General features: G+C 71.3%; 22 protein-coding genes. 14 read left to right on the top strand and 8 right to left on the bottom strand.

Features of this window, described 5'->3' with window-relative positions; translation table 11 throughout:
• Window positions 1-5 precede the first annotated feature (5 nt).
• The 10 genes from miaB to WME75_RS28230 all read left to right on the top strand — a co-directional run bounded on the left by miaB (window position 6) and on the right by WME75_RS28230 (window position 11,740).
• Complete coding sequence (gene miaB / locus WME75_RS28275; protein WP_437477357.1) at window positions 6-1,496, top strand: tRNA (N6-isopentenyl adenosine(37)-C2)-methylthiotransferase MiaB; 1,491 nt, start codon at window positions 6-8, stop codon at window positions 1,494-1,496.
• Between the two features lies 1 nt (window position 1,497).
• Window positions 1,498-2,094, top strand: a complete 597-nt coding sequence (locus WME75_RS28270) for a gamma carbonic anhydrase family protein (protein WP_437477354.1) — start codon at window positions 1,498-1,500, stop codon at window positions 2,092-2,094.
• A complete protein-coding gene (gene thiS, locus WME75_RS28265; RefSeq protein WP_437477351.1) occupies window positions 2,091-2,291 on the top strand; it encodes a sulfur carrier protein ThiS in 201 nt (66 codons plus the stop codon). The genes WME75_RS28270 and thiS overlap by 4 nt, the downstream gene beginning before the upstream one ends.
• A gap of 231 nt (window positions 2,292-2,522) precedes the next feature.
• Window positions 2,523-3,995: a VanW family protein gene (locus WME75_RS28260; protein ID WP_437477349.1), complete on the top strand. Its 1,473-nt coding sequence runs from the start codon at window positions 2,523-2,525 to the stop codon at window positions 3,993-3,995.
• A 440-nt stretch (window positions 3,996-4,435) separates the two neighbouring features.
• Window positions 4,436-5,737 carry an ABC transporter substrate-binding protein gene (locus WME75_RS28255; protein WP_437477346.1) on the top strand — a complete coding sequence of 434 codons (1,302 nt, stop codon included), beginning with the start codon at window positions 4,436-4,438 and terminating at the stop codon, window positions 5,735-5,737.
• Window positions 5,734-6,732, top strand: coding sequence for a carbohydrate ABC transporter permease (locus tag WME75_RS28250; protein WP_437477343.1), 999 nt, complete (start codon window positions 5,734-5,736; stop codon window positions 6,730-6,732). The genes WME75_RS28255 and WME75_RS28250 overlap by 4 nt, the downstream gene beginning before the upstream one ends.
• Window positions 6,729-7,595: a carbohydrate ABC transporter permease gene (locus WME75_RS28245; protein WP_437477340.1), complete on the top strand. Its 867-nt coding sequence runs from the start codon at window positions 6,729-6,731 to the stop codon at window positions 7,593-7,595. Before WME75_RS28250 ends, WME75_RS28245 begins: the two co-directional genes overlap by 4 nt.
• Before the next feature lie 932 nt (window positions 7,596-8,527).
• Complete coding sequence (locus WME75_RS28240; protein ID WP_437475749.1) at window positions 8,528-9,355, top strand: reverse transcriptase domain-containing protein; 828 nt, start codon at window positions 8,528-8,530, stop codon at window positions 9,353-9,355.
• Window positions 9,356-9,861: 506 nt separating this feature from the next.
• On the top strand, window positions 9,862-11,115 hold the full coding sequence (gene ltrA, locus WME75_RS28235; protein ID WP_437475748.1) for a group II intron reverse transcriptase/maturase: 1,254 nt from the start codon (window positions 9,862-9,864) through the stop codon (window positions 11,113-11,115).
• A gap of 7 nt (window positions 11,116-11,122) precedes the next feature.
• On the top strand, window positions 11,123-11,740 hold the full coding sequence (locus WME75_RS28230; RefSeq protein ID WP_437475747.1) for a group II intron maturase-specific domain-containing protein: 618 nt from the start codon (window positions 11,123-11,125) through the stop codon (window positions 11,738-11,740).
• Window positions 11,741-11,936: 196 nt separating this feature from the next.
• Here the strand turns inward: WME75_RS28230 and WME75_RS28225 are convergent, their stop codons facing one another.
• A complete protein-coding gene (locus tag WME75_RS28225) occupies window positions 11,937-12,899 on the bottom strand; it encodes an MBL fold metallo-hydrolase (protein ID WP_437477337.1) in 963 nt (320 codons plus the stop codon).
• A gap of 38 nt (window positions 12,900-12,937) precedes the next feature.
• Window positions 12,938-13,909: an aldo/keto reductase gene (locus tag WME75_RS28220; RefSeq protein ID WP_437477334.1), complete on the bottom strand. Its 972-nt coding sequence runs from the start codon at window positions 13,907-13,909 to the stop codon at window positions 12,938-12,940.
• Between the two features lie 338 nt (window positions 13,910-14,247).
• Here WME75_RS28220 and WME75_RS28215 point away from each other — a divergent pair, with 338 nt between their 5' ends.
• Complete coding sequence (locus tag WME75_RS28215; RefSeq protein ID WP_437477332.1) at window positions 14,248-15,024, top strand: peptidylprolyl isomerase; 777 nt, start codon at window positions 14,248-14,250, stop codon at window positions 15,022-15,024.
• Window positions 15,025-15,057: 33 nt separating this feature from the next.
• On the opposite strand, the gene WME75_RS28210 is transcribed toward WME75_RS28215, so the two are convergent.
• From WME75_RS28210 to WME75_RS28200, 3 genes are all read right to left on the bottom strand, one after another.
• Window positions 15,058-16,098 carry a methyltransferase gene (locus WME75_RS28210; protein ID WP_437477329.1) on the bottom strand — a complete coding sequence of 347 codons (1,041 nt, stop codon included), beginning with the start codon at window positions 16,096-16,098 and terminating at the stop codon, window positions 15,058-15,060.
• A gap of 254 nt (window positions 16,099-16,352) precedes the next feature.
• On the bottom strand, window positions 16,353-17,612 hold the full coding sequence (locus tag WME75_RS28205) for a hypothetical protein (protein WP_437477326.1): 1,260 nt from the start codon (window positions 17,610-17,612) through the stop codon (window positions 16,353-16,355).
• 211 nt (window positions 17,613-17,823) lie between these two features.
• Window positions 17,824-18,567, bottom strand: a complete 744-nt coding sequence (locus tag WME75_RS28200) for a formylglycine-generating enzyme family protein (protein WP_437477323.1) — start codon at window positions 18,565-18,567, stop codon at window positions 17,824-17,826.
• 114 nt (window positions 18,568-18,681) lie between these two features.
• Between WME75_RS28200 and WME75_RS28195 the strand changes: the two genes are divergently transcribed.
• Entirely contained in the window at window positions 18,682-19,359 is a 678-nt protein-coding gene (locus tag WME75_RS28195; protein ID WP_437477320.1) for a hypothetical protein, read from the top strand.
• Window positions 19,360-19,380: 21 nt separating this feature from the next.
• Window positions 19,381-21,210 carry an NFACT RNA binding domain-containing protein gene (locus WME75_RS28190; protein WP_437477317.1) on the top strand — a complete coding sequence of 610 codons (1,830 nt, stop codon included), beginning with the start codon at window positions 19,381-19,383 and terminating at the stop codon, window positions 21,208-21,210.
• Window positions 21,211-21,238: 28 nt separating this feature from the next.
• On the opposite strand, the gene WME75_RS28185 is transcribed toward WME75_RS28190, so the two are convergent.
• From WME75_RS28185 to WME75_RS28175, 3 genes are all read right to left on the bottom strand, one after another.
• The gene (locus WME75_RS28185; RefSeq protein ID WP_437477314.1) at window positions 21,239-21,697 is read right to left on the bottom strand and encodes a tellurite resistance TerB family protein; all 459 of its coding nucleotides are present in this window, start codon (window positions 21,695-21,697) and stop codon (window positions 21,239-21,241) included.
• A 25-nt stretch (window positions 21,698-21,722) separates the two neighbouring features.
• Entirely contained in the window at window positions 21,723-22,502 is a 780-nt protein-coding gene (locus WME75_RS28180; protein WP_437477311.1) for a HAMP domain-containing protein, read from the bottom strand.
• A gap of 136 nt (window positions 22,503-22,638) precedes the next feature.
• On the bottom strand, window positions 22,639-23,694 hold the full coding sequence (locus WME75_RS28175) for a PA0069 family radical SAM protein (protein WP_437477308.1): 1,056 nt from the start codon (window positions 23,692-23,694) through the stop codon (window positions 22,639-22,641).
• Window positions 23,695-23,922: 228 nt separating this feature from the next.
• On the opposite strand from WME75_RS28175, the gene WME75_RS28170 reads away from it, so the two are divergent.
• Window positions 23,923-24,345, top strand: coding sequence for a cupin domain-containing protein (locus tag WME75_RS28170; protein WP_437477306.1), 423 nt, complete (start codon window positions 23,923-23,925; stop codon window positions 24,343-24,345).
• The last annotated feature ends 5 nt before the right edge of the window (window positions 24,346-24,350 follow it).

Below are 24,350 nucleotides of genomic sequence, written 5' to 3'. Positions count from 1 at the left end.
CTTCAATGCCCCGGTATTCGATCACGACGTTCGGCTGTCAGATGAACGTGCACGACTCCGAGCGGATGCACGACGTGCTCCGCCGCGCCGGCTACACCGAGGCCGGCGGCCCCGAGGAGGCGGACGTGCTCGTGCTCAACACGTGCAGCGTGCGCGAGAAGGCCGAGCAGAAGCTGCGGAGCGAGGTGGGGCGGCTCGCGCGCTGGAAGCGGGAGCGCACCGACCGGGTGGTCGTCGTGGCCGGGTGCGTGGCGCAGCAGGAGGGGGAGCGCCTCCTCAAGCAGATGCGGACGATCGACGTCGTGGTGGGGCCCGACAACATCCAGGAGCTGCCGGGCCTGCTCGGCGACCTCGCGCTCGGCGGGCTGCCGGTCGCGCGCACGGTGTTCGACCTCGACGCGCCCCGGTTCCTCGTGGCGTCGCCGCCGTCCTCGTCGCGCGCCGCGCCGACGGCGTTCGTGACCATCATGAAGGGCTGCGACGAGCGCTGCTCGTTCTGCATCGTCCCGCACACCCGCGGGCCGGAGCGCTACAGGTCGAGCGACGAGATCGTCGCCGAGATCGCGGGGCTCGTGGCCGCGGGGACGCGCGAGGTCACCCTCCTCGGCCAGACGGTGAACAGCTACCGCGATCCGCTCGGCGCGCTGCCGCGGGCCCCCGGCGCGAGCGCGGACGACCCGGACGAGAGCGAGTTCGCGGCGCTGCTCCGGCGCGTCGCGGCCGACGTCCCCGGCCTCGCGCGCCTGCGCTACACGAGCCCGCACCCGCGGCACCTGACGCCCTCGCTCGTCCTCGCCCACGCCGAGCTCGCCGTGCTGCCGCGCCACGTGCACATGCCGGTGCAGTCGGGCAGCGATCGGGTCCTCCGGCGGATGATCCGCCGCTACACGCGCGCCGAGTACGTCGCGAGGACGCGGGCGCTCGTGGAGGCGGTCCCGGGGCTGACGCTCTCGACCGACATCATCGTCGGCTTCTCGGGCGAGACGGAGGACGACTTCGCGGCGACGCTGTCGCTCGTGCGCGAGGTCGGCTTCAAGGGGCTGTTCGGCTTCAAGTACTCGCGCCGCCCGCACACGCCCGCGCTGAAGCTGCCGGACGACGTGCCCGAGGGCGTGAAGGGCGAGCGGCTCTCGCGCCTGTTCGAGGCGAGCGAGGCGCTGCTCGCCGCCCACCTGTCGGGCCTCGTGGGGACGACGCAGGCGGTGCTCGTCGAGGGGCGCGACAAGGAGCGCGGCGCGGGCGGCGCGCGCGGCCAGGGCGGCGCGCTCTGGTCGGGCCGGACGGGGCGCCACGAGATCGCGCACATCGAGGGCGCGGCGGAGCTCGATCTGCTCGGCGACGTCGTCGAGGTCTCGATCGCGCGGGCGAACAAGCACTCGCTGCAGGCCGAGCTCACGGAGGCGGCGCGGGCCGCGGCCCGGCCGCGGCAGCGGGGCGGCGCGGAGCCGGGGCCGGCGCGGCGCTCGCTGCCGGTGGTCGCCGCCGAGGGGGGCTGACGTGGCGCTCGTCCTCGACTTCGGCGGGGCGTCGCCGCGGCTCGGGCGCGACGTGTTCCTCGCGCCGAACGCGACGGTGATCGGCGACGTGACGCTCGGCGACGAGGCGAGCGTGTGGTTCGGCGCGGTGCTGCGCGGGGACATCGGCGCGATCCGCATCGGCGCGCGGACCAACGTGCAGGACCTCGCGTGCCTGCACCTGACGAGCGGCGTCTCGGAGACGATCGTCGGCGCCGACGTGACCATCGGGCACGGCGCGATCCTGCACGGCTGCCGCGTCGGCGACGGGTGCCTGATCGGGATGGGGAGCATCCTGCTCGACAACGTCGTGATCGGCGAGGGCTCGGTGATCGCCGCGGGCGCGGTGGTGCCGCCGGGGAAGGTGATCCCGCCGCGGTCGCTGGTGCGCGGCAACCCGGCCCAGGTGATGGGCGAGGTGCGGCCGGACCAGGCCGAGCTCGGCAGGCTGGGCGCCGCGAGCTACGTGGAGAACGCGAGGCGCTTCCGGGCGGCGCTCGCCGCGGCGACCGCGGCCGGCGAGCCGGGGGCGGCGGCGAGGCGCGATGGCGGCGCGGTGGACGAGGTGAAGAGGCCATGAACATCACGGTGAACGGGGAAGCGCGCGAGGTGCCGGCGGCGCTCACGGTGCGGAGGCTCGTCGAGCTGCTCGGGCTGACCGAGGGGCCTGTGGCGGTCGAGCGCAACGGCGAGGTGGTGCCGCGGGCCGAGCACACGGCCGCCGAGCTCGCCGAGGGCGACGTGGTCGAGATCGTGCACTTCGTCGGGGGCGGCTGAGGCCGCCCGGCGGACGGCTCTGGGCTCGCCGCGAGCCCTCTCTGGAGGGAGAGATTGAAACGCAAAGGCGCAAAGGCGCAAAGACGCAAGGAGAAGGGGAAAAATCTCCTGCGTCTTTGCGCCTTTGCGCCTTTGCGCCTTTGCGCCTTTGCGTTTTTTCTCTTCTCTTTGCGGCTGACGGCGTAGCCATCTTCCAGATCGTCCGCGATCCGGCTACCATGGCGAGCTGCCGTGGATACGAGGGCCCTCGTCTTTGTCTTGGCGCTCGGCGGGTCGGCGGGCGTGGGCGCCGCCCTGGCGGTGCGCGACGCGCTGCCGGCCTCGCCGGTGGTCGGCGGCCTCTCGATCGGCGAGCGCTTCCTTCCGGACGGCGCCTCGCCGGCGGCCTGGCTCGAGGCGAGGCGCGACGCCCTGCGCGCGCGCGTCGTCCGGCTCCATCACGACGACGTGGAGCTGATCTCGACGCTCGGTGAGGTGGGCGTCGCGATCGACGTCGGCGAGACGCTCGCGGCGGCGCAGCGCGTCGGCCACGAGGGCCCCTGGGCGCGGCGGCTCCGGGAGGCCCGGCGGGCGCGGCGCGGTGGGATCGACGTGCCGCTCGTGTGGGCCGTCGACGAGGCGAGGGCCCGCGCGCTCCTCGAGCGGCTCGCCCCGCAGGTCTACCGGATGCCCGTCGACGCGCGGCTCGACCTCGCGAACCGGCGCAAGATCCCGGAGCAGGCCGGCCGCGAGCTCGACATCGACGCCTCCCTCGCGGCGCTCCGGGCCGGCGACCACGACGACGAGGAGCTCATCGAGCTCCCGGTCCGGTACATCGCGCCCGCGGTCGGCGTCGACGATCTGGTGAGCGTCGATGTCAGCCGGGTCGTCGCGGCGTACGAGACGAAGTTCAAGCGGCACGGGAAGGAGGCCGGGCGCGCCGTCAACATCAAGGCCGCGGCGTCCAAGATCGACGGCACCATCGTGGCTCCCGGCGAGATCTTCTCGTTCAACGCCCATGTCGGCCCGCGGACGCGCAAGAACGGCTTCACCATCGCGCCGGAGATCCTGGGCGACGAGACCGTCCCCGGCTACGGCGGGGGGACCTGCCAGGTCTCCAGCACGCTCTACGCCGCGTCGCTCTTCGGCGCGCTCGACACGCCGGACCGACAGAGCCACTCCCGCCCGAGCGCCTATATCCCGATGGGGCTCGACGCCATGGTGACCTACCCGGAGTCGGACCTGAAGATCAGGAACACGCTCCCGTTCCCGGTCATGATCCACGCCTATCTGCCGGAACCGACGGTGCTCCGCGTCGAGATCCTCGGCGGCGACCCGGTGGCGGAGGTCGATCACCGCATCTCGGCCGAGCACACCGACGACTTCATCCGCCGCATCTACGTGAAGTCCGAGCTCTCCGAGGGCAAGGTGAAACGCCACCAGAAGGGCTCGTGCGGATACGACGTGAGGTCCCACGTCACGCTCCGTTACAAGGACGGCAGGGCCGACGAGCGCCGCTATACGAGCGAGTACAAGCCCGCGCCCGAGGTCTTCTGGGTCGCGCCCGACTACGACCGTTCCACGCTGCCGGAGCTCTCCGAGCACGCGAAGGCGGTGGAGGAGCTCCAGGAGGGGGAGACCCCTTCCGCGGAGGGACAGGCCCCTTCGGCGGAGGGGCAGGGCGACGGTCCTGCGGTGGGGCAGGGCGACGGCTTCTCGATGTGAGCGGGGCGCGGAGGCCCGCCGCGGCCCCGCGGCTCATCTCCTGGCAGAGGCGGGCGCGCCCTGCGGCCGGCGCGAACGCGCGCCGCAGGCCGCGCAGCCGTCGATGAGCTTGCCTGGTCGACATGAACCTGGTGAGCGGCGACACCGACGGAGAAAATCTCAAGATCGAAGAACGAACAACACGGCAACATCCGACAGTCGTGTGGTCGCCCCTGCGCTCGGGGAATATTCCTGTGGACGGTGGGTGACACAGGTGTAAATGGCCGTGCCAGCCGGGGGACCGGGGTGAGCTGCGGCTCGGCTCGGACGCGGGCAACACGCCGGAAGCGAGCCCTCCGCGGTGGGATTGCGTGAGCCGAGGGCAGATGCAGAGGGGGCGAGCACCGATTGCGCGGGGGGATGCCGGGCGGCTGCCGGGTCGTCGCGAGCTCCTCGCCGGCGTGGGGGCGACTGCGGGCCTCCTGCTGCTCGGCTGTCGTGGTGAGCCGGTCGACGTGCGCGAGCAGGCGGCCATCGCCGCCGGCGGCAGCCGGGGTTACGCGGGCCCGCCCGTCGAGCTCTCGTTCTGGACGGGCTTCACCGGGGGCGACCGGCCGCCGATGCAGCGGCTCATCGAGCGGTTCAACCGCGAGCACGACAACATCACGGTGCGGATGAGCGTGAACCGCTGGGCCGACTTCTACCAGAAGCTGCCGGCCGCGGTCGACAGCGAGAGCGGCCCCGACGTGGCCGCCATGCACGCCGACCAGCTGGCCACGGCCGCGGTCCACCGCACCATCCTCCCGCTCGACGAGGTGACCGAGGCGCTCGGCCTCGGCGCCGCCGACTTCTCCGAGACGCTCTGGAACGCCGGCGTCTTCCGGGGTCGCCGTTACGGCGTCCCCCTCGATATTCACCCGCTCGGGCTCTACTACAACCGCGTCCTGCTGGCCGACGCCGGCCTCGACGACGCCGCGCTCCCTCGCTCCCGGCGCGACTACCTGGCGGTCCTCGAGCACCTCAAGCAGAGGGGGATCCAGGGATCGTGGGTGTCGCCGGTCCTGTTCACCGGCGGGCTGATGTTCCAGTCGATCCTGTGGCAGGCGGGCGGCGAGCTGTTCTCGGAGGACGGCGCCCGGGCGATGTTCAACTCCGAGGCCGGCGTCGAGGCGCTCGGCTTCATGCTCGAGCTGATCCGGCGAGGCTACAGCCCGCGCGACGTCGGCCAGGACGCCGACAGCATCGCCTTCACCAACAACCGGAACGCCTTTCTCTGGAACGGCATCTGGATGATCAACATCTACAGGGCGATCCCCGGGCTCCGGTGGGGCGTCCTCCCGGTGCCTGTCATCGGCGCGCAGCCGGCGGTCTGGGGCAACGCGCACCACCTCGTGCTCCCGCGGCAGCCGGCGACCGGCGCCGGCCAGCGCCGCCTGAGGGCGTCGGTGGTGTTCCTCGCCTGGCTGAGCGAGCACTCCCTCGAGTGGGCGCAGGCCGGCATGGTGCCGGCCCGGCGGGCGGCGCGCGAGAGCGCCGCGTTCCGGCGGATGACGGAGCAGGCGATCTTCGCCGAGCAGCTGCCGGTGGTCCGCTTCCCGCCGGCGATCGCCGGGATCGACTCGGTGCGCGCGTCCACCCTCGATCTCGCGGTGAACGAGGCCGTGCTGCTGCGGGCCGCGCCGCGCGAGGCCCTGAACCGCGCCGCCCGCGAGGCCGACGCGCTGCTCGCGGCCAACCTGAAGAAGTTCGCGAGGGCCCTGTGAACACGGTCGACGTCCCCCTCGTGGAGCCCGGCCAGGTCGAGGCGGACGGCGCCCCGCAGAGCGCCCCCGGCGTCGGCCGGCTCCGCGAGCGCGGCCTCGCGCGGCCGCGCCGGTGGGCTCCGTACCTGTTCCTCGCGCCGTACCTCGTGCTGTTCGGCCTCTTCGTCGCGGCGCCGATCGTCCTCGGCGTGTGGATCAGCCTCCACGACTGGGACCCCTACCTGCCGTCGCGGCCGTGGGTCGGCCTCGACAACTACGCGGATCTGTTCCGATCCGGCTCGCCGATCCGCGGCAATTTCTGGCGCGCGCTGCGGGCCACGGCGCTGTTCACGGCGCTGAGCGTGCCTGTCCTCGTGACGCTCCCGCTGCTGCTCGCCCTCGCGCTCAACCGGCGCTTTCCCGGCCGATCGTTCTTCCGGGCGATGTTCTTCGCCCCCTACGTGCTCGGCGTGGCGGTCGTGGCCCTGATGTGGCGGCTCCTGCTCGACCCGCACCTCGGCGTGATCAACCACCTGCTGGGGAAGGTGGGTTTGCCCGCCGACACGGGCTGGACCACGGCGGTGCCGTGGGTGTGGGTCTCGCTGGTGGGCATGACGGTGTGGTGGACGCTCGGCTACAACGCCGTGATTTACCTGGCCGGGCTGCAGAACATCCACCGGGAGCTCTACGACGCTGCCCGCATCGACGGCGCGACCCGCTGGCAGCAGCTCCGCCACGTCACGGTGCCGGGGCTCAGGCCGGTGTTCGTGTTCGTCGTGACGATGACCGTCCTCGGGTCGGCCAACATGTTTGGACAGGCCTATCTGATGACCGGGGGCGGGCCTGGCAGCGAGACGCGCACGACGATCATGTACATCGCCGAGGAGGGGTTCCGTAACTTCCGCCTCGGCGCCGCGGCGGCCATGAGCTACGTCCAGGCGTTCTTCCTCGCGCTCGTGAACCTCGGCATGCTGCTCCTGTTCTTCGGCCGGCGCGGCGGCGGGGACGCTCGATGAGGCGCCGGCTGCTCGACGACAGCTGCCCTGTCCGCCGCCGGCAGATCGGGAGTGTCCTGTCGTATGCTGCGCTGCTCCTCCTCGCCGTGGTCTACCTCGCTCCGGTGATCTGGATGGCGCTCACCTCGCTCAAGTCGTCGCCGGAGGCGACGGCGGTGCCGCCCACGCTCTTGCCCGCGCGGGCGACGCTCGAGAGCTACGAGGCGCTCGCGGGCTCGGGCTCCGGGGCGCCGGTGCTCCGCTGGCTCCTGAACAGCGTCCTGGCTGCCGTGGCCCATGCGCTGCTCGTGCTGGCCACGGCGGCCCCGGCGGCGTATGCGCTCGCGCGCATGGAGTTCCGCGGCAAGCGGCTCGTGCTCGCCGCGGCCGTCGCCACGCTGTTCATCCCGCCGATCCTGTTCCTGCCCGCGAACTACCTGATCGTCCGGGCCCTCGGCTGGCTCGACAGCCTCCCGGCGCTCGTGGTGCCGCCGGCCGCCTCGGCGTTCGGCGTCTTCTTCCTGCGCCAGTTCTTCCTCGGGCTCCCGAGGGAGCTCGAGGAGGCGGCCGCGCTCGACGGCGCAAGCCGTCTCCAGGTCTTCTGGAAAATTGTGCTGCCTCTGTCGAAGCCGGCCCTGGCCACGCTGGCCGTGCTCAGTCTGCTGAGCAACTGGAACGACTTTCTCTGGCCGATCTACGTGCTGTTCAACCCCGAGAAGCTGACGCTATCGCCCGGCCTCGCGCTGCTGCAGGCGGCCCACGCCACCGATTATGCGCTCGTCACGGCGGGCGCGGTGGTGGCGAGCGTCCCGGTCCTCGCGGTGTTCATCGCCGCGCAGCGGTACGTGATCGAGGGTGTCGCCCGCACCGGCCTGAAGGGGTGATCCGCGGCGCGCCACGGCGGCACGACGGCAAGGACATTGGCTGTCCGCGCGTCATCGCCGCTGCTTGACCCGGAGTCGCTCTCGGGGGAAGCTCTCTGTCCTCGGCGGCTGGCAGCGCCCCTGTTGCGCGCGGCCGAGGCGTCGCGATGTGCCTGCTGCCAGGGACGACGGCTGGTGTGTGCTTGGCTTATCTTTTCTTCGATCTCACGAGGAGATTGGGCCGGATGTCCTGTCGGCCGCGGCGGTCTCGTGGTGATCAGAATTTAACGCAAAGGCGCAAAGGCGCAAAGGCGCAAAAAAGCCAGAGAATGGGTGAGGACGAACCAGAGTTCGTGAGTCGTCGTGATCGCACTGCGGATTGCGCCCCATTCCTCCTTCTCTGCTTGCGCCTTTGGTGCGCCAGGCAAGCCTGGGCGAGGAGGAAGCTCATGTAGAAAGCTGAAACCTTGCGATGGAACCCATGGAGGTCCTGCGGATCTCCCCGGCCAAGGCTAGCCCCCAGCCGGAAGCGAGTCTTGCGTGGTCCGGAGGGCAGACCCCGGGCTGCGAAGCGTAGACAGCGAGCGTGAAAGCCTTGTATTGAGCCTCGAAATGCAATGCTCGGCGGGTGCCCAAGCTGTCAAAGGAGCGGAAGGCAACACCGGCGCGCTGGAACGCCGCGCGCGGCGAAGGGCTCGGCGCGTTGGACCCCCCGGGGTCGGAGACCAGGGCGTGCACGCAAGGGTTCCCCAGGAACCTGGGAGGCCCCGTCGCCTCCGAGAAGAGCCCGCCGCAACGGCGGGTGCGGTACCGCCGAGCGAAGGGAACGAAGCGAGGCGGGAAGGGTGACGAGGCGTCCGAGCACCTCGTAGTACCGATGAAGCGGGGGAACCGTCCCGAGGGACCCCGTGGAGGGAAGGGGGTGCCGGGGCATGGGGCTGCTGGAGGGAAAGATGAAGGAGACACCGGGCTCCCAGAACATCTCCACGAAACTCGAGCAGATAGCGAAGCTGGCGAGGGAAGCGCCTGGTACGGCGTTCACGACGCTCGCGCACCACATCGATATCGAGTGGCTGCGCGAGGCGTACCGTCGCACGCGCAAGGACGGCGCTGTGGGCGTGGACGGGCAGACCGCGGACGAGTACGCGGCGCACCTGGAGGACAACCTCCGGTCGCTGCATGAACGCGCGAAGTCCGGCACGTACCGCGCGCCGCCCGTGAGGCGGGTCCTCATCCCGAAGGGGGACGGGTCGCAGACGCGGCCCATCGGCATCCCGACCTTCGAGGACAAGGTCCTGCAACGCGCGGTCGTCATGGTGCTGGAGGCGATCTACGAGCAGGACTTTCTACACGGCTCGTATGGCTTCCGGAGGGGGCGCTCGGCGCATCAAGCGCTGCACGCGCTCCGTGACCAGGTGATGCGCATGGGCGGCGGCTGGGTCCTGGAGGTCGACATCCGGAAGTTCTTCGACACCCTCGACCATGGCCACCTCCAGGAGATCCTTCGTCGAAGGGTGCGCGATGGGGTGCTGCTGCGGCTCATCGGCAAGTGGTTGCATGCGGGCGTGCTGGAATCCGGGGCCGTGTCCTTCCCGGAGTCTGGTTCGCCTCAAGGCGGCGTGATCTCGCCGCTGCTGTCGAACGTCTACCTGCACGAGGTGCTGGACGTGTGGTTCGAGCAGGAGGTGAAGCCGCGGCTGCAAGGCCGCGCGTTTCTCATCCGGTACGCGGACGATTGTGCGCCACGACGGCGCGGAAAGGAGGCCTTGATGGCCGCCTGAAGCAGCCTTGCTGCACGAGAGATGAGGGAGGACCCCTCGGGATCGGGTCGCAGGGCCAGGTCCCAAACCACCGGAAGCTGCTTGGGCCCAATGGCCCGGGTGGTGAGCGTTCACGGAAAAGGCGGGACAAACCCGTCAGGTGAGAGCCGGGAAGGCGAACGTGAGTGAACCGCTGACGACGTGTCGAAAGCGTAGGGACGTCATCGAAACCAGGCTCCAGTCGTTGGCCTGGGACAAAGCTCGGGGGATTCCTGCTTGCTGCCCGAGCGGTGACCGGCATGAAGGCGGCGCGAGCCCGGCTCAGGCTCTCGTGCGGAACGTGGGAACCTGTCGCTCCGATGCGAAGGGAGAACTCCGAGTGGTGGACCCACGAGGGGGAAGAGTACCGATGCGGGGCGCAGGGGCGGATGGGCTCGTAGTAGCGTTGAAGCCTGGTAACGCGGGCGGAGCGAAGGGGCCCAACGACCTGGCCGCGGGCATGGGTCAACCGGCAACGGGAGGAGCCCATGTCTGAGGCGAAGCCTTACGACATTCCGAAGCAGCTCGTCTGGGATGCGTACCAGCGGGTAAAGGCGAACCGAGGCGCAGCGGGCGTGGACGGCGAGTCGCTTGCGATGTTCGAGAAGGACCTGAAGGGCAACCTCTACAAGGTCTGGAACCGGATGTCGTCGGGCTCGTACTTTCCGCCGCCCGTGCGGCTCGTCGAGATTCCGAAGGGCAACGGAGGCACACGTCCCCTCGGCATCCCCACGGTGGGGGACCGCGTGGCGCAGACGGTCGTGAAGATGGTCCTCGATCCGGTCGTGGAGCCCATGTTCCATCCGGATTCGTACGGCTATCGGCCCGGTCGGTCGGCGCTCGACGCGGTGGCGGTGGCGAGGAGACGATGCTGGAGCGCCGACTGGATCATCGACCTTGACATCAAGGGCTTCTTTGATGCGCTGGTCCATGAGCTGGTCGAGCGCGCCGTGGCGCACCACACGGACAACCCCTGGATCCGGCTGTACATCGCCCGGTGGCTCCGCGCCCCCGTGCAGAAGCCGGATGGCACGGTGGAGCAGCGTACGAGGGGCACGCCGCAAGGCGGGGTCGTCAGTCCGCTGTTGGCCAATCTATTCCTGCATTATGCGTTCGATCACTGGATGCGGAGGACCTTCCCGAGCGTCCCGTTCGAGCGCTACGCGGACGATGCCATCGTCCACTGCAGGAGCGAGCGGCAGTCCCGCATGGTGCTGGAGGCCATCCGTCGTCGGTTCGAGCAGTGCGGTCTGGAGCTTCATCCGACGAAGACCCGGATCGTCTACTGCAAGGACGACGATCGGTGCGGGGAGTTCGAGCACGTCGCGTTCGACTTCCTGGGCTACACCTTCCAACCTCGACGGGCGAAGAATCGCTGGGGGAAGCACTTCGTGAGCTTCCTGCCAGCGATGAGCACCAAGGCAGCCAAGGCGGTCCGCGAGACCATCCGCAGATGGCGGATGGCGTCGACCAGGAACAACCAGCGCCTGGAAGATCTCGCGCAGCTCGTCAATCCGGTGGTGCGGGGTTGGATGAACTACTACGGGCGGTTCTACCGCTCGAAGTGCGTCCAGGTCCTTCGCCATCTCAACGAGGCCCTCGCAGCATGGGCGCGACGGAAGTACAAGCGGCTGCGACGTCGAGAGCGCGCGTCGATGCACTGGCTGGGGCGCATCGCGCAGCGGGATCCGAAGTTGTTCGTCCTGTGGCAGCTCGGCGTCCGGCCCGAGGCTGGGTCGTAGGAGCCGGATGAGGCGAGAGCTTCACGTCCGGTTCTGGGAGGGCCCGGGGGTGCGATTCCCCCGGGCTACTCGACTCGTCCTGGCGTTCTCGCACGAGGAAGACGCTCGTCGCGTTCTGGCCGTGCTCCCGAAGAGGTTCGGCAAGTACGGCCTTGCGCTCCACCCGGACAAGACCCGGCTCGTCGAATTCCGTCGGCCCGACCGTCGGCCTCCCCCGGAGGATCGATCGGATCGTGGACCCAACACGTTCGACCTGCTGGGCTTCACCCACTACTGGGGCTTGTCTCGTCGAGGCAGGTGGGTGGTCAAGCAGAAGACCGCCTCCGATCGCTTCCGCCGCGCGCTGAAGCGGATCGCGGAGTGGTGTCGGCAGCATCGGCACCAGGCGATCGGGGAGCAGCAGCGCTCGCTCTCGCAGAAGCTGCGAGGTCACTTCGGGTACTTCGGCATCACGGGGAACTCCGAGGCGATCAGCCGCTTCCGTGAGCGGGTCATCGGCATCTGGTGCAAGTGGCTCGGTCGTCGCTCCCAGAGAGCGCGGATCAACTGGGACCGCAGGCACATGCTGCTGGAACGCTACCCCCTCCCACTTGCCCGGGTCGCGAGGCCGTACTCACCCGCGTAGCGAATCCATGTCGCGAAGAGCCGGATGCGGTAGCCCCGCACGTCCGGATCTGTGGGGGCCCTGGGGGAGCAATCCCCCAGGGCTACCCGAGCGCCTTTGCGCCTTTGCGTTGAATTCTCTCCTTCTGATTCCTTCTTCTCTGCTTGCGCCTTTGCGCCTTTGCGCCTTTGCGTTGAATTCTCTCCTTCTGGCTACCTCAGCGCGGCCTCCGCGCGAGCTCGCCCATGAGGCCGAAGAGCTCGACCGGGCCGGGCGGGGTGAGCTCTCCTCCGCTGAATTCGCGGTAGAGCGTGTGCACGTTCACCGCGATGCGCTCCGCGTCGCTCCAGCTCGCGTAGTCGGCGAGCGCGATGTCGCGGGCGGCGTCGGCCGGGGGCATGCCGGCGTCGTAGCGGCACCGCGCCTCGTCACGGATGTACACGAGGTAATCGCGGACCGCGCGCACGCCGGCGCGATCCGTGATGGGCCCGTGCCCCGGGACGATGACGTCGGCGTCGAGCGCCAGGATTGTGTCGCACGCCTTGATCCAGTTGCCGACGGGCCCTGCCCACATGATCGGCGTCACGTCGATGAAGAGGATGTCTCCCGTGTAGACCGCGCGGTCCGCGGGCACGTGCACGAGCAGATCGCCCTTCGTGTGGGAGGGGCCCACCTCGATGAGGCGGACCTCCTTGCCCCCGACCGCGACGGTCAGCTCCCCCTCGAAGACCCGGGTCGGCGCGGTGGGGGCGATCCCGTCGAAATCGAAGGCGCCGAAGCAATGGACGAGGTACTCGCCGAGCGCGCCGGCGGCGCCGCTGCGCGCCTGTCGCATCAGCATGGCGAGCATCGGCGCGGGGACCTCATCCATCTCGGCGGCGCCGGCGCGCGTGGCGATGATCGTCGCGCCGTCGACGAGCGCGTTGCCGTAGCAATGGTCGCCGTTCGCGTGGGTGTTCACGACGGTGCCTATCCGCGCCGCGGCGGGGGTCGCCGCGCGCATGGCGTCGAGCATGTCGCGCGTGCGCTTCAGGTCGAAGAGCGTGTCGACGAGCAGGGCCTCGCCGTCCGAGGTGACGAGCCCCGCGTTGCTGAGCCCCCAGGTGCCGGCCGGCTGGAGATACGCAAAGCAGCCGTTGCCGACGTCCTGCAGCCCTTGCTCATACCGCCATCGACCCATGTTCATCTCCTTGTGCACGAGCGTTTCCCGGCGCGACGCTACCAGGCGTAGGCCTCCGGCGCCTCGCCGCCGGGGCCGGGGAACACCTCGTCGAGGCGCTTCAGGTGCTGCGGCGTCAGCCGGATCTCGAGGGCGCGCAGGCTCCCGTCGAGCTGCTCGGCGGTGCGCGGGCCGATGATGGGCGAGGTCACGACCGGGTTCTGGAGCAGCCAGGCCAGGGCCACGTCGGCGGGCTTCTCGCCGAGCTCGGCGCAGAACGCCTCGTAGGCCTCCAGCTTGGCGCGGCTCTTCTCGATGCGCGCCTGCGCGTCGGCCGAGGCGCGCCGGCCCTCGCGCGCCTTCTGGAGCGCGCCGCCGAGCAGGCCCCCGGCGAGCGGGCTCCAGGGCAGGACGCCGAGGCCGAACGCGCGGCAGGCGGGCAGGACCTCCAGCTCGACGGTGCGCGCGCTCAGGTTGTACACGCACTGCTCCGAGACGAGGCCGAGGAAGTGCCGCTGCGCGGCGAGGCCGTTCGCCTGCGCGATGTGCCAGCCGGCGAAGTTGCTGCTGCCGACGTAGAGGACCTTGCCCTCGCGGACGAGCTGCTCCATCGCCTGCCAGATCTCGTCCCAGGGCGTCTCGCGATCGATGTGGTGCATCTGGTAGAGATCGATATGGTCCGTCTGCAGGCGGCGCAGGCTCTCCTCGCAGGCGCGGCGGATGTGATAGGCCGAGAGCCTCCTGTCGTTCGGCCCTTCGCCCATGGCGCCGTAGACCTTCGTGGCGAGGACGATGCGGTCCCGCCGCCCGCCGCCCTGGGCGAGCCAGCGCCCGACGATCTGCTCGGTGATCCCCTCTCCGCGCTTCCGGCCGTACACGTTGGCCGTGTCGAAGAAATTGAGCCCGTGCTCCAGGGCCCGGTCCATGATGGCGAAGCTGTCGGGCTCGCTGGTCTCCGGGCCGAAGTTCATCGTGCCGAGGCAGAGCGGGCTGACCTTCAGGCCGGTGCGTCCGAGATTGCGGTAGTTCATGGTGCCGGGGAGGGTAGCAACACGCCCCGCGCGCGGTCCACGCGCAACCGCTGAACGCGTCGTAGGATTTTGCCGGAGTCACGCGTCCGTGAGCCGGCTCGGCGGCCGGCGGAGCCGATCGCTCCGGCCCGCCCGGAGGAGAGGACGTGCTGTGGACACGGTGGCTCGCGCCTACCGCTTCTCGCCGGGCGCCGGCGCGACGACGCTGCTCGAGGTGACGAGCCTTTCCCCGGGGCGAGTCGGGCGTGCTTTCTCGCAGGGGTCGTGCGAGCGTCGCCCGGATGCAGATCCGAACCGCTTCTTCTCCTCCTGTGTGTGCAAACGTCCTTTGTGTCGCGATGCTCCTCGCCTTGCCGCTCGCCGCCGGCTGTGGCGATGGCGGCGGCGACGGCGGCGGCGGCGCGGGCGATGACGGCGCGGGCGGCGACGGCGGGGGCGCGGCGAGCTCGAGCGCCTCGACCAGCAGCGCGACGACGGGCGGCGGTGGGACCGCGGAGTGCGGCCCTGATGTCGACGCGCCCGAGGAGATGCTCCCGGGTGCCGCCGATCCCGAGGCGGGGGTGTTCACCCTGGACGAGGCGCTGGCCGAGCTCCCGGAGGGCCCGGGGCCGCTGCGCGCGATCATCGACACCGACAAGGGCGAGATCACGTGCGAGCTCTTCCCGGAGCAGGCCCCGAACGCGGTCACCAACTTCGTCGGGCTCGCCCGCGGGCGCCGGCCCTGGAAGGACCCGGTGACCGGCGGCTGGGTGAAGCGGCGGTTCTACGACGGGCTGACCTTCCACCGGGTGATTCCGGAGTTCATGGTGCAGGGCGGCGACCCGCTCGCCACCGGCGAGGGCGGGCCAGGGTACGAGTTCGACGACGAGATCTCGACGCTGAAACATCGAGCGGGGACGCTCGCCTATGCCAATGCCGGGGCAGACAACAACGGAAGCCAGTTCTACATCACGGAGGTGGTGACGGACTGGCTGGACGGCTCCTACACGATCTTCGGCCAGTGCGCGCCGGTCGAGGTGGTCACCGCGATGACGCGCGTGGAGACCGGCGCGGAGGATAAACCGCTCGCGGAGCTGCGCCTGCGCAAGGTGACGATCGCCCGCTGCGCGCCGTGAAGAGGGCGCGAGTGAGCCGGCACAGGGCCGGTCTCAGCGATCGAGGGGCTTTCTGGCGCTGATGAGCGAGTATCCGGCGTACGCCGGCATGACGGACACGTCCGTGAACCCGCACCCGCGGACGAGCTCGTCGAGCTCGCCGGCCGTGAGCTGCTTGCCGGGGGTCAGAACCACCATGTTCATGGAGCTCAGCGCCGCCGTGAGCGGGCCGTCCTGCCCGTCCGCGAGCAGGAGCTCGTAGATGAGGACGCGGCCGCCCGGGGGCAACACATCGAAGCTGCGCTGGATCAAGCGCTGCCGGCGCGCGCTGTCCCAGTCGTGGAGGACGTTGGCGAAGAAGATCACGTCGTGACCCGGAGGCCACGCGTCGCGGAACATGTCGAGCGCCACGACGTCGATGCGCCCCTCGAGGCCGTGCTCCGCGACGTACTGCCTCGTCGTCTTGCACACGGGCGGCAGCTCGGCGACCGTGAACTGCACGTGCGGATTCTGCCGCGCCAGGGCGATGCTGAAGCAGCCAGAGCCGCCGGCGACGTCGAGCAGGCGCCCCACGCCCGTCAGCTCGACCCGCTGCGCGAGCCCGACCGCCGTGGCGAAGGAGTGGCTGTGCATCGCCCGGGTGAAGACGAACGCCCGCTCCTCCGACAGGTCCACATGGTCCCACTCCTCCGTGATGACCTTGCCGGCGTCCCACGCGACGGCCCCGTCCCGCCGCAGGGTCTCCAGCACGGTGCTGTGCGTGACCGGGACCTGACCGATCAACCGCAACATGTGGCCCCAGTAGAACGGCCTGTCGGGGAGCAAGAAGTTGCGGGACGTCTCGGTGAGGTGGAACTTGCCCTGAAACCGGGCCAGGAGCCCCATTCCGGCCAGGGAGGCCAGGAGCGCCTCGGTCGCGCGGAAGCTGAGAGAGAGCTGCCTGGCCAGCTCTGCGATGCCCGTGGGCTCCCGCTCGAGATGCGAGAACACGCCGAGCTCGTCCGCAACGCTGAGGATGGGCAGCTGAAAGATCGATATCGAGAGCTGCCGTATCAGGGAGTCGTCACAGGTGGGCTTTTCAAGGTCCATGGGCATCGAACCGTTCCTCCGCTCTGCTCAAGAAGGGATGCGCGCGCCGGCGCGGCCGGCGATCGATCCGTCCTACACATACCTGAGCGCGGTCGGCTCTGCCCGGGCGTTGCTTTTGGCCTCGCGGATCCCGCCGTTTTTGTCGGTCGCCGCCAGCCCACGCCCTCCGGCGGGCGCGTCGGCGGGACGGGCGGGTCAACTCCTGGACGACAGGCGCGGCCGCGCGCTGGCCAGCGCCGCGCGCCGGCCGGTCGGCAGGCTCACTTGGCCAGCTTGATCACCGAGGCAGGCGCTTCCTCGGTTGCCCATGTCGTCCAGTAGAGGGCGCGGCAGTCCTGCGCGAGGCTGCGGACGTAAGCGGCGCTGTCGGCGAGCGGCTCCGGCGCGCCGCCGGAGGTGCGCACCCGCTGGAGCTGGTTATCGCCGCCGCTGTACCAGTAGACGAAGGTGGAGTCCGTCAGGAGCCGCGCGGGGTAGTCCGCCGGCGCGAGCACCCCTGCGCCGGAGCCGTCCTTGTTCGCTGCGTGGATGTTGCCGCCGACGATCCAGTAGATGCGCTCGCCGACCGCGATTTCCCCGGGCAGCTCGTCGCCCTCGACGCGCGTGGACGCGACGGTCTCGGGCGTGCTGGGCTCGCCGAGCGCCATCCTGCGGACCGTGCTCTGCTCGCCGCCGGGCTCCAGCTCGGTCCAGTAGAGATGGGTGCCGTCCTGCGCGAGGCCGCCGACGTACGTGTGCCTGTCGAGCACCGGCAGCCCTGCCTGGTCGGTCTGGTCGACCCGCGCTGCCCAGATGTGCTGCGGGGCTTGGGGCGCGTCGGCCTCCTGGTACGGCTCCTGAGAACTCCCGGTGATCCAGTAGACCCAGCCGTTGCCGACCACAGGCGCCCGGGAGCGCGCCTCTCCCTCGGCGCTCGCCACCGTCGGGACGGTGATGTTCCCTTCGAGCGGGATCCGGTACACCTCGGACGCGCTCCAGTCGGTGATGAACAGCGAGCCGTCGGCGTGCGCGAGCATGCTCACGATGGAGTCGAGGACCACCAGCGGCTCGGTCGCGCCGAACGCCGCCTTCTCGGTCGCGAAGATTGTGCTTCCATAGCCGCTCGCCCACAGCACGCGCGCGTCGTCCCGGTCCCCCTCCACCGCGATGCCGAGCGCCTCGTGGTCATCGGTGATCGTGGTGAGGACGACCGGCTGGCACTGACCCCCCTCGCAGGCGCCGCCGAGGCAGCTCCTGCCGGGAACACAGCAGTTCTCCGGATCGGAGAGGTAATCGTGATCGCCGTCGGCCTGCTGGCACGCGCCCGGCGCGCGCCCGGTGAACGGCTCGGACGGGCACTCCGGAGGGGGACCCCCGGCGCCGTTGCCGCCTGCGCCGCCCGCGCCGCCCGCGCTACCCGCGCCGCCCGCCGCGGGCGCCCCGCCGCCTTCCCCCTCGGAGATCCCCCAGATCGCATTGCAGCCCAGCGCCGTGCTCAAGGCGGCGCACACGGCGAGGCAGGTCCATTCGATCCGTCGCATCGCGGTACTCTAGCGCCGCGCGCCTCCCGTAGAGAAGCCGGAGGGGCGGGGGCGTTCGTTGTACCGCTGGGTTGGAATATTTGCGCCTTGCGGGAGAGGGAGAGTTCAACGCAGCGGCGCAAGGACGAAGAGAGGCGCGTCTTCGCGCGGATGAACGCCGAACCGGCCGTGCACAAGGTGCTGCGCGACGAGCAGGCCTGACGTCGCGGCGCTACGTCTCCGCCCCTGGATCCTTGCAGCAGCGAAACCCGATCTCGTAGAACCGGAACATCGGTCCATGCGAGTCGTTGGTCCCGCGGCACCCCGCCCACGGCTTGGACCAGTAGCCGCCCTTCAGCGACGAGCGGTGCGGCCACTCGGGTCGCGACGTCGACACCCACTCTTCCACGTTGCCGACGAGATCGACCGCGCCGTACGGGCTCACGCACGCCGGATACGAGCCCGACGGCTCGCCCTGCCAGAGCCGCTGCGTCTCCGCGGCCCGCACGGCCGGGTCGCTCGACGCGAGCCGCCGCTCGCTGATGCCCCGGTAGGGCTTGCTCACGTTGCAGGCGGCCGGATCCTGCGCGTGGCCGTAAGGGAAAGGGAGCGCGGACGGCCCCTCGCACGCGAGCTCCCACTCGAACTCGGTGCACAGGCGCTTGCCGGCGGCGGCGCACTCCCGCTCGGCCTCGACGAAGCGGAGCATCACGACCGGCAGCGCGCCCGCCCGGTTCGGCCACTCGTGGCGGTCCATGCACGTGCGCACCGGCGTGAAGCGCGGCTCGGCGGCGAACAGCCCGGGGAAGAAGCTGAAGCAGTGGCCGCCGCGGTAGCTCGTGCAGATCCGCTGCACGTTCTCCGTGTGCGTGCCCTCCACGAGCACCATGTCGGGCGGGCAGGACGCGGCTGGCCCGGGTCGGGGCAGCGCGTCGGCCTGGGCGAGCAGCGGGGCGAGCAGGAGGTCGAGGAGCACGCGGCGGCTCTCTATCGCAAAGCCGCGCGCGCCGCACGAGAGGCCGCACGGCGGCTCGTCATCGGCGCTCGCGCGGCGCTCGCGCCCGCGCTCGCGTCGGGTTAGTCTCGCGCCATGGGAATGACGCTGCTTAGGGTGCGCATCGCTGCGCTCGCAGTCCTGGCCTGGGGGAGCGCCTGCGGTGGGAACGTCGTCGTCGACGGGATGCCCGGCGGGTCAGGGGGCGCCGGCGCGACAAGCACCAGCACCAGCGCGGTCGGCGTCGGCGTGACAAGCACCAGCGCAAGCTGGATGACCACCTCGGCGGCCGTGACCTCGACCGGGGTGGGCGGCGGCGACGTGAGGTCGAGGTGCGTGGACTACTGCGATCTCTTCCTGGCGACGTGCGGGCAGGGACCGGGCGACTGCGGCGACTTCTGTGATGAGCAGGTGTCCAGCGCGCCCGAGTGCAACGGCTTGCTCGTACCGTTCTTCGATTGCGCGATGGACGAGGTGTTCAATTGCGACGCCATCCCGCCCAGATGCCAGCCGCTCCTGGATGGGTACGACGCGTGTGCGTCCGACCCCGCCTGCGGGGCGCTCGAGTGCTTCGACGGCGGCGGCAGGGCCTGCACCTGCAAGGGCTCGTGCTCGGGCGTGGACCTGGCCGTCGAGTGCCGGCCGATCGGGCCCGGCAGCATCAGCTGCTCTTGCCTCGTCAACGGCGCGGAGGTGGCCGCCTGTCAGGACAACGGCTCGGCGTGCGACCTCGCCCTTGGCTGCTGCGGGCCGATCTTCGAGCAGTTCCGCTGAGGGGTACGAACGGCGTTCGCCATGGAGGACGATCAAGGGAGCGCGGCGCGAGGCGGGGCGCTCGCCGAGGCGACGGCGAGCTGGGTGGGGGCGCGGATCGACGCGGCGCACGCGAACCCCGCGACGGGGCTCGTCGCGCTGGCCGTGTACGCCGGAGCGCGGCGCGTGCTCGGCGTCGGCATCGGGCCGCGGGTCGCGGGGGTGGGGGTCTTGCCGCGGTTGCCCCGGCTCCGCGCCGACGCGTCGCACCCGCTCCTGGCGGCCATGCGGGCCCACCTGGTCGGCCGCCGCGTGCTGGCCATCGAGGTGCGGGGCGACGGGATCGCCGTCATCGCCGGCGATGTGCCGCTGGTGGAAAAAGACCAAGAGAGTGAACTGTCGAGCGAGGCGGGGGCGGGGCCGGCCTCACCCGGGTTGAGCCCCGGGGCGGCGGCGGCGGCCTCACCCGGGTTGAGCCCGGGCGCGGCCTCACCCGGGTTGAGCCCGGGCGCGGCCTCACCCGGGTTGAGCCCGGGCGCGGCCTCACCCGGGTCGGGCGCGGCCTCACCCGGGTTGAGCCCGGGCGCGGCCTCACCCGGGTTGAGCCCGGGCGCGGCCTCACCCGGGTTGAGCCCGAGGGCGGCCTCACCCGGGTTGAGCCCGGGCGCGGGGCCGGCCTCGCCCGGGTTGAGCCCCGGGGCGGCGGCGGCCTCACCCGGGTTGAGCCCTGGGGCGGCGGCCTCACCCGGGTTGAGCCCGGCGCCCGTCCCGGCGGTGCGGCTGGAACTCGCGCCGGGTCGCCGCGGCGAGGTGCGGCTGCTCGACGGCGCCGGCCACCTCATCCTTCGCTGGCCGCCGCGGGGGAGCGCCCCGCCGGCCGAGATCGCCTACCCGGCGGATCCCCTGGCCGCCGGCGCCGCGCTCGTCGAGGCGAGCGACGACGCCGCCGCCGGGCAGGAGAAGGCGGCGCTCGCGCGCGCCGTGAAGGCGCGGCGCGCGGCGCTCGAGCGCAGGGCCGAGGCGGTGCGCGGCGATCTCGGGCGGCTGGGGAGCGTGGCGCGCCTCCAGAAGACGGGGCAGCTCCTGCTCGCGCAGGGCGCGCGGGTGCCGCGGGGGGCGGCGAGGGCGCTCCTCGACGACTGGGAGACCGGCGGCAAGCTCGAGGTCGCCCTCGACCCGGCGCGCCCCGCCAAGGCGCAGGCCGAGGCCTTCTTTGCCAAGGCGCGGCGCTACCAGCGCGGCGAGGCGGTGATGCGCGCGCGCCTCGCCGAGACCGAGCGCGCCCTCGCCGCGCTCGCCGCGCTCGCCGCGGACGTCGCGGCGGCGGAGGCGCTGCCGGACGCGCTCGATCCGCTCGCGCAGCGCGCGCGCTCCCTCGGCGTCGCGCGCGCGGAGCTCGCCGGGGTGGGCGCCGCCGGGGCCGGTGAGCCGGGGATGCCCGGAGCCCGTGGCCGGCGGGCCGCCCGGGCCGCCCCGCGGCGGCCGTTCCATGCTTACCGGAGCGCGTCCGGCGCGGCGATCCTCGTCGGCCGGAGCGCCGAGGACAACGACGCGCTCACGACGAAGCATGCGCGGCCGCACGACCTCTGGCTGCACGCGAAGGGCGTCGTCGGCTCGCACGTCGTCGTGCCGCTCCAGAAAGGGGCGAGCTGCTCCGCCGACGTGCTCGTGGACGCCGCGACCCTGGCGGCGCACTTCAGCGACGCGCGCGGCGAGGCGGTGTGCGAGGTGAGCTATCTCCCGCGCCGCTACGTGCGCAAGCCGCGCGGCGCGGCTCCGGGCGCGGTGGTCTTCGACCGGGAGAAGGTCATCGCCGTCCGCATCGAGGGAGAGCGCCTGTCGCGGCTGCTCGCGACAAAGGAAGAGGGCTGACGGCCGCCCTGATCCAGCGCAGGCCGCCTCAGGCCGCGAACGCCCCTCGGACCTGCTCGTTCAGCTGATCGAGCCGGCGCGCCGGCAGCTCCGCCGCGCGGGCGAGCGACTCGATCACCGCGCGCTCCGCATCGGAGAGCCCCTCGCTCGCGTGGGCCACCGCCAGCGCGACGAGGATGCCCTCCTCCACCGCGTCGCAGTCCATGAGGATCTCCGCGAGCAATCGCACCCGCGGCTCGACGCCCGCCGCCGCGATCACCTTCAGGCTCGCCTCGATGAGGTAGCGGACGAGCTCGGCGTTGAGCTGGGTGCCGAGCATCGGCTCGATCAGCTGCCGCAGGGCGTCGATCTCCTCGGCGTCCACGTTGCCGTCGGCGTTCGCCACGAGCGCGCCGAGATCGACGATCGGGGTCGGGTTGTACTCGTTGAGATCGAAGCGAGCGCGGAGCAAGCCGGCCGCCTGCTGGATCAATGCGGGAGGTTTCATGTCGTCTCCGCTCGGGCGATTCGGCTCATGACTCACCACCTCTCGGAGCGCGGCGCCGCACCGTCTCGGCCTCGCTGAGCCCGAGGCAGAGCTGCGCCCGCAGCGCGCGCAGCCCCTCGAGCACCTCGGCCGAGACCTTCTCGGACTCGGCCCGCTCGATGGCCGCGTCGAGCGTCGCGAGCCGGCCTGTCTGGAGCGCCTTGAGCGAGTAGGTCATCTGCACGAACGTGTCGAAGAGGTCTCCGAGCTCATCGCCCTTGCGCAGCCCCTCTCCGATGGTGAGCCGCGTCGTGCCGACCTGGCGGCAGAGGCGCTTCAGCTGGTGGACCGGCCCCACGATGCGCTGGGTGATGAAGATCCCGAGCACGCCGAGGACGACGAGGAGGAACACGCTGCCGCCGACGAGCACGTTGAGGAGCCGCTGTCGCAGCGCCTCGACCTCGGCGCGCCGCTTCGCGACCTCTGCCAGGTTGTGCTCGTGCTCGCGTTCCGTCTTCGCGAGCTCCTCGTCGAGGGTGCTGTCGAGCTCGGCGCCGTCGCCGCCCAGGGCGGCGGTGCTCATCTTCAGGATCTTGGCGCTGTTCGCCGCCTCTTTGAGGGCGAGCTCCGCCTGGGTCGCCGCGTACTGCGCCTGCTCGTTCGCGACGCTCGCGGTCTGCCAGATGACGAGTCCGAGCACCCCCATGACCGCGAGCACCACCGAGACCAGGAGCCCCGTGTACTTGAGCTGGAATCGCGGGTTCAGGAGCAGCTTGCGGCGTGGGGCCGGGCGGGCTGTGGCGCGATCCTGGGCGGGAGAGGTCATGAGGTCTCGTCAGCGGGCGGACGGCATCACCGCCTGCCCAGGACAGGGCACGAGGGGGGCCGCGCCGGTGCGACCCCCCGAAAATGCACTGCGTTCTCACTGGTACCCCATTCCTTGCGCCGGTCGCAAGGGTCATTCAGAGGTCGAACAGCGTCCCCTGCCGGCTCGGCCGCCGGAAGGTCGAGCGCTCTTTTGCCTCATCCGCCTCATCCGCCGCGTCCGCCTCGTCGCCAACGCGCGCGGCGTTCAGCCCGAGGCGCTGGCAGTGCACCTCGAACAGCCGCTGGATCGCCGCCCAGCGCGCGCCTGCGCCCTGGAAGCGCGCCCCGAAGGCGGCCTCGTTCATCTTGCCGCCGCGCATCTCCTGGATGCCGCGGCGGACCTTGCCGGCGCGGTCCGGGAAGGCCTCCTCGAGGCGCTCGTCGAAGACCGGGAGCACCTCGCGCGGCAGGCGGAGCGGCATCATGAAGGCGCTCTGCGCCCCGGCGTCCCGTGCGCGCTCGAGGAGCTCCGGCACGTCGCTGTCGTTCAGGCCGGGGATCATGGGCGACAGGGAGATCCCGGTCGGCACGCCCGCGTCCGACAGCGCGCGCATGGCCTCGAAGCGCAGCGATGAGCGGCTCGCGTACGGCTCCATCTTGCGCGCCACCGCGTCGTCGGCGAAGGGGATGCTGAAGTGGACGCGGGCGCGGGCGCGCCGCGCGAGCTCGCCGAGCAGGGCGGCGTCGCGCCGCACGAGCGCGCCCTTGGTGATGAGCCCGACGGGGTTCCGGAACGCGAGGCAGACCTCGAGGCAGCGGCGGGTGAGCTCGTAGCTCGCCTCGAGCGGCTGGTAGCAATCGACGTTGCCCGAGAACACGATCGTATCGCCCTGCCAGCCCGGCTTGTTGAGCTCCTTCTCGAGCAGCTCGGGCGCGTTCGCCTTGACCACGATCTTGCGGTCGAAGTCTGTCCCGGCGCCCCAGCCGAGGTACTGGTGCGAGGGCCGGGCATAGCAGTAGGCGCAGGCGTGGATGCAGCCGCGGTACGGGTTGACGCTGTACCGGAATGGAAGATCGGGGCTGTCGTTCGCGCTCACGATGGAGCGGGCCTGCTCCTCGAAGATCTGCAGCGTCGCCGGGGGCGCCTCTTCGAGGTACTCGACCTGCGTTGACGACCACGGGTTCGGAGGGTTGTTCACGGGGCGCGGCATGGTGCGGTCAGCGCCGGGCGAGGGGGCGGTCGCTGCGCGCGCAGTGTAGCGCGTCCTGGTCGGGATGGGAGCATTTGTTCAGTAGAGCCCGGCGGGCTCCGTCGTGGCGGGCTGGGCGGCGGCGGGCGCGCCGGGGAGGCGCGCGGCGGCGGCGCCGGGGGAGAGCGGTTGACAGGGCAGGGGCGGCCTGTTGCCATGAGGGCGCTCAGGAGCCACGTGAGGGACGAGATGGCCAATCAGAGACAGCCCGGATTCGATCTCCGCAGCACATACCTGCACCTCGCGGACGGGGGCGACGCGCTGCCGATCGAGGTGAGGCCGACGTTCTGGCAAGAGCTGATGTCCGGCGACTCGCAGGCCGCGGACATCCGGCGGATCACGGACGATGGCGGCTGGCTGGTGATCCGGTTTCGCCTGGCCGAGGACACGCCGCAGTGGGAGATGCACCCGGCCGGGGACGAGATCCTGTGTCTCCTGTCGGGCGCGAGCGACGTCGTGCTGGAGGAGCAGGGCAGCGAGCGGGTCGTCGCGCTGCTCGCCGGGACGACGTGCAAGGTCCCGCAAGGCGCGTGGCACCGGCTCATCGTGCGCGAGCCGGGGGACCTCCTGTCGATCACGTACGGCAAGGGGACGCAGCACCGGCCGCTGTAGCTGCG

It is taken from the genome of Sorangium sp. So ce1014 (assembly GCF_051521505.1).
In the GTDB taxonomy this organism is placed as follows: Bacteria; Myxococcota_A; Polyangia; order Polyangiales; family Polyangiaceae; genus Sorangium.
This window is presented reverse-complemented; position numbering and strand designations above follow the sequence as displayed.

Bases quoted from the DNA above. Each gene is read 5' to 3' on its own strand.
- miaB (WP_437477357.1), top strand. From the start codon at position 6: ATGCCCCGGTATTCGATCACGACGTTCGGCTGTCAGATGAACGTGCAC.
- thiS (WP_437477351.1), top strand. From the start codon at position 2,091: ATGAACATCACGGTGAACGGGGAAGCGCGCGAGGTGCCGGCGGCGCTC.
- WME75_RS28245 (WP_437477340.1), top strand. From the start codon at position 6,729: ATGAGGCGCCGGCTGCTCGACGACAGCTGCCCTGTCCGCCGCCGGCAG.
- WME75_RS28240 (WP_437475749.1), top strand. From the start codon at position 8,528: ATGAAGGAGACACCGGGCTCCCAGAACATCTCCACGAAACTCGAGCAG.
- ltrA (WP_437475748.1), top strand. From the start codon at position 9,862: ATGTCTGAGGCGAAGCCTTACGACATTCCGAAGCAGCTCGTCTGGGAT.
- WME75_RS28230 (WP_437475747.1), top strand. From the start codon at position 11,123: ATGAGGCGAGAGCTTCACGTCCGGTTCTGGGAGGGCCCGGGGGTGCGA.
- WME75_RS28225 (WP_437477337.1), bottom strand. From the start codon at position 12,899: ATGGGTCGATGGCGGTATGAGCAAGGGCTGCAGGACGTCGGCAACGGC.
- WME75_RS28220 (WP_437477334.1), bottom strand. From the start codon at position 13,909: ATGAACTACCGCAATCTCGGACGCACCGGCCTGAAGGTCAGCCCGCTC.
- WME75_RS28215 (WP_437477332.1), top strand. From the start codon at position 14,248: ATGCTCCTCGCCTTGCCGCTCGCCGCCGGCTGTGGCGATGGCGGCGGC.
- WME75_RS28210 (WP_437477329.1), bottom strand. From the start codon at position 16,098: ATGCCCATGGACCTTGAAAAGCCCACCTGTGACGACTCCCTGATACGG.
- WME75_RS28205 (WP_437477326.1), bottom strand. From the start codon at position 17,612: ATGCGACGGATCGAATGGACCTGCCTCGCCGTGTGCGCCGCCTTGAGC.
- WME75_RS28195 (WP_437477320.1), top strand. From the start codon at position 18,682: ATGGGAATGACGCTGCTTAGGGTGCGCATCGCTGCGCTCGCAGTCCTG.
- WME75_RS28190 (WP_437477317.1), top strand. From the start codon at position 19,381: ATGGAGGACGATCAAGGGAGCGCGGCGCGAGGCGGGGCGCTCGCCGAG.
- WME75_RS28185 (WP_437477314.1), bottom strand. From the start codon at position 21,697: ATGAAACCTCCCGCATTGATCCAGCAGGCGGCCGGCTTGCTCCGCGCT.
- WME75_RS28180 (WP_437477311.1), bottom strand. From the start codon at position 22,502: ATGACCTCTCCCGCCCAGGATCGCGCCACAGCCCGCCCGGCCCCACGC.
- WME75_RS28175 (WP_437477308.1), bottom strand. From the start codon at position 23,694: ATGCCGCGCCCCGTGAACAACCCTCCGAACCCGTGGTCGTCAACGCAG.
- WME75_RS28170 (WP_437477306.1), top strand. From the start codon at position 23,923: ATGGCCAATCAGAGACAGCCCGGATTCGATCTCCGCAGCACATACCTG.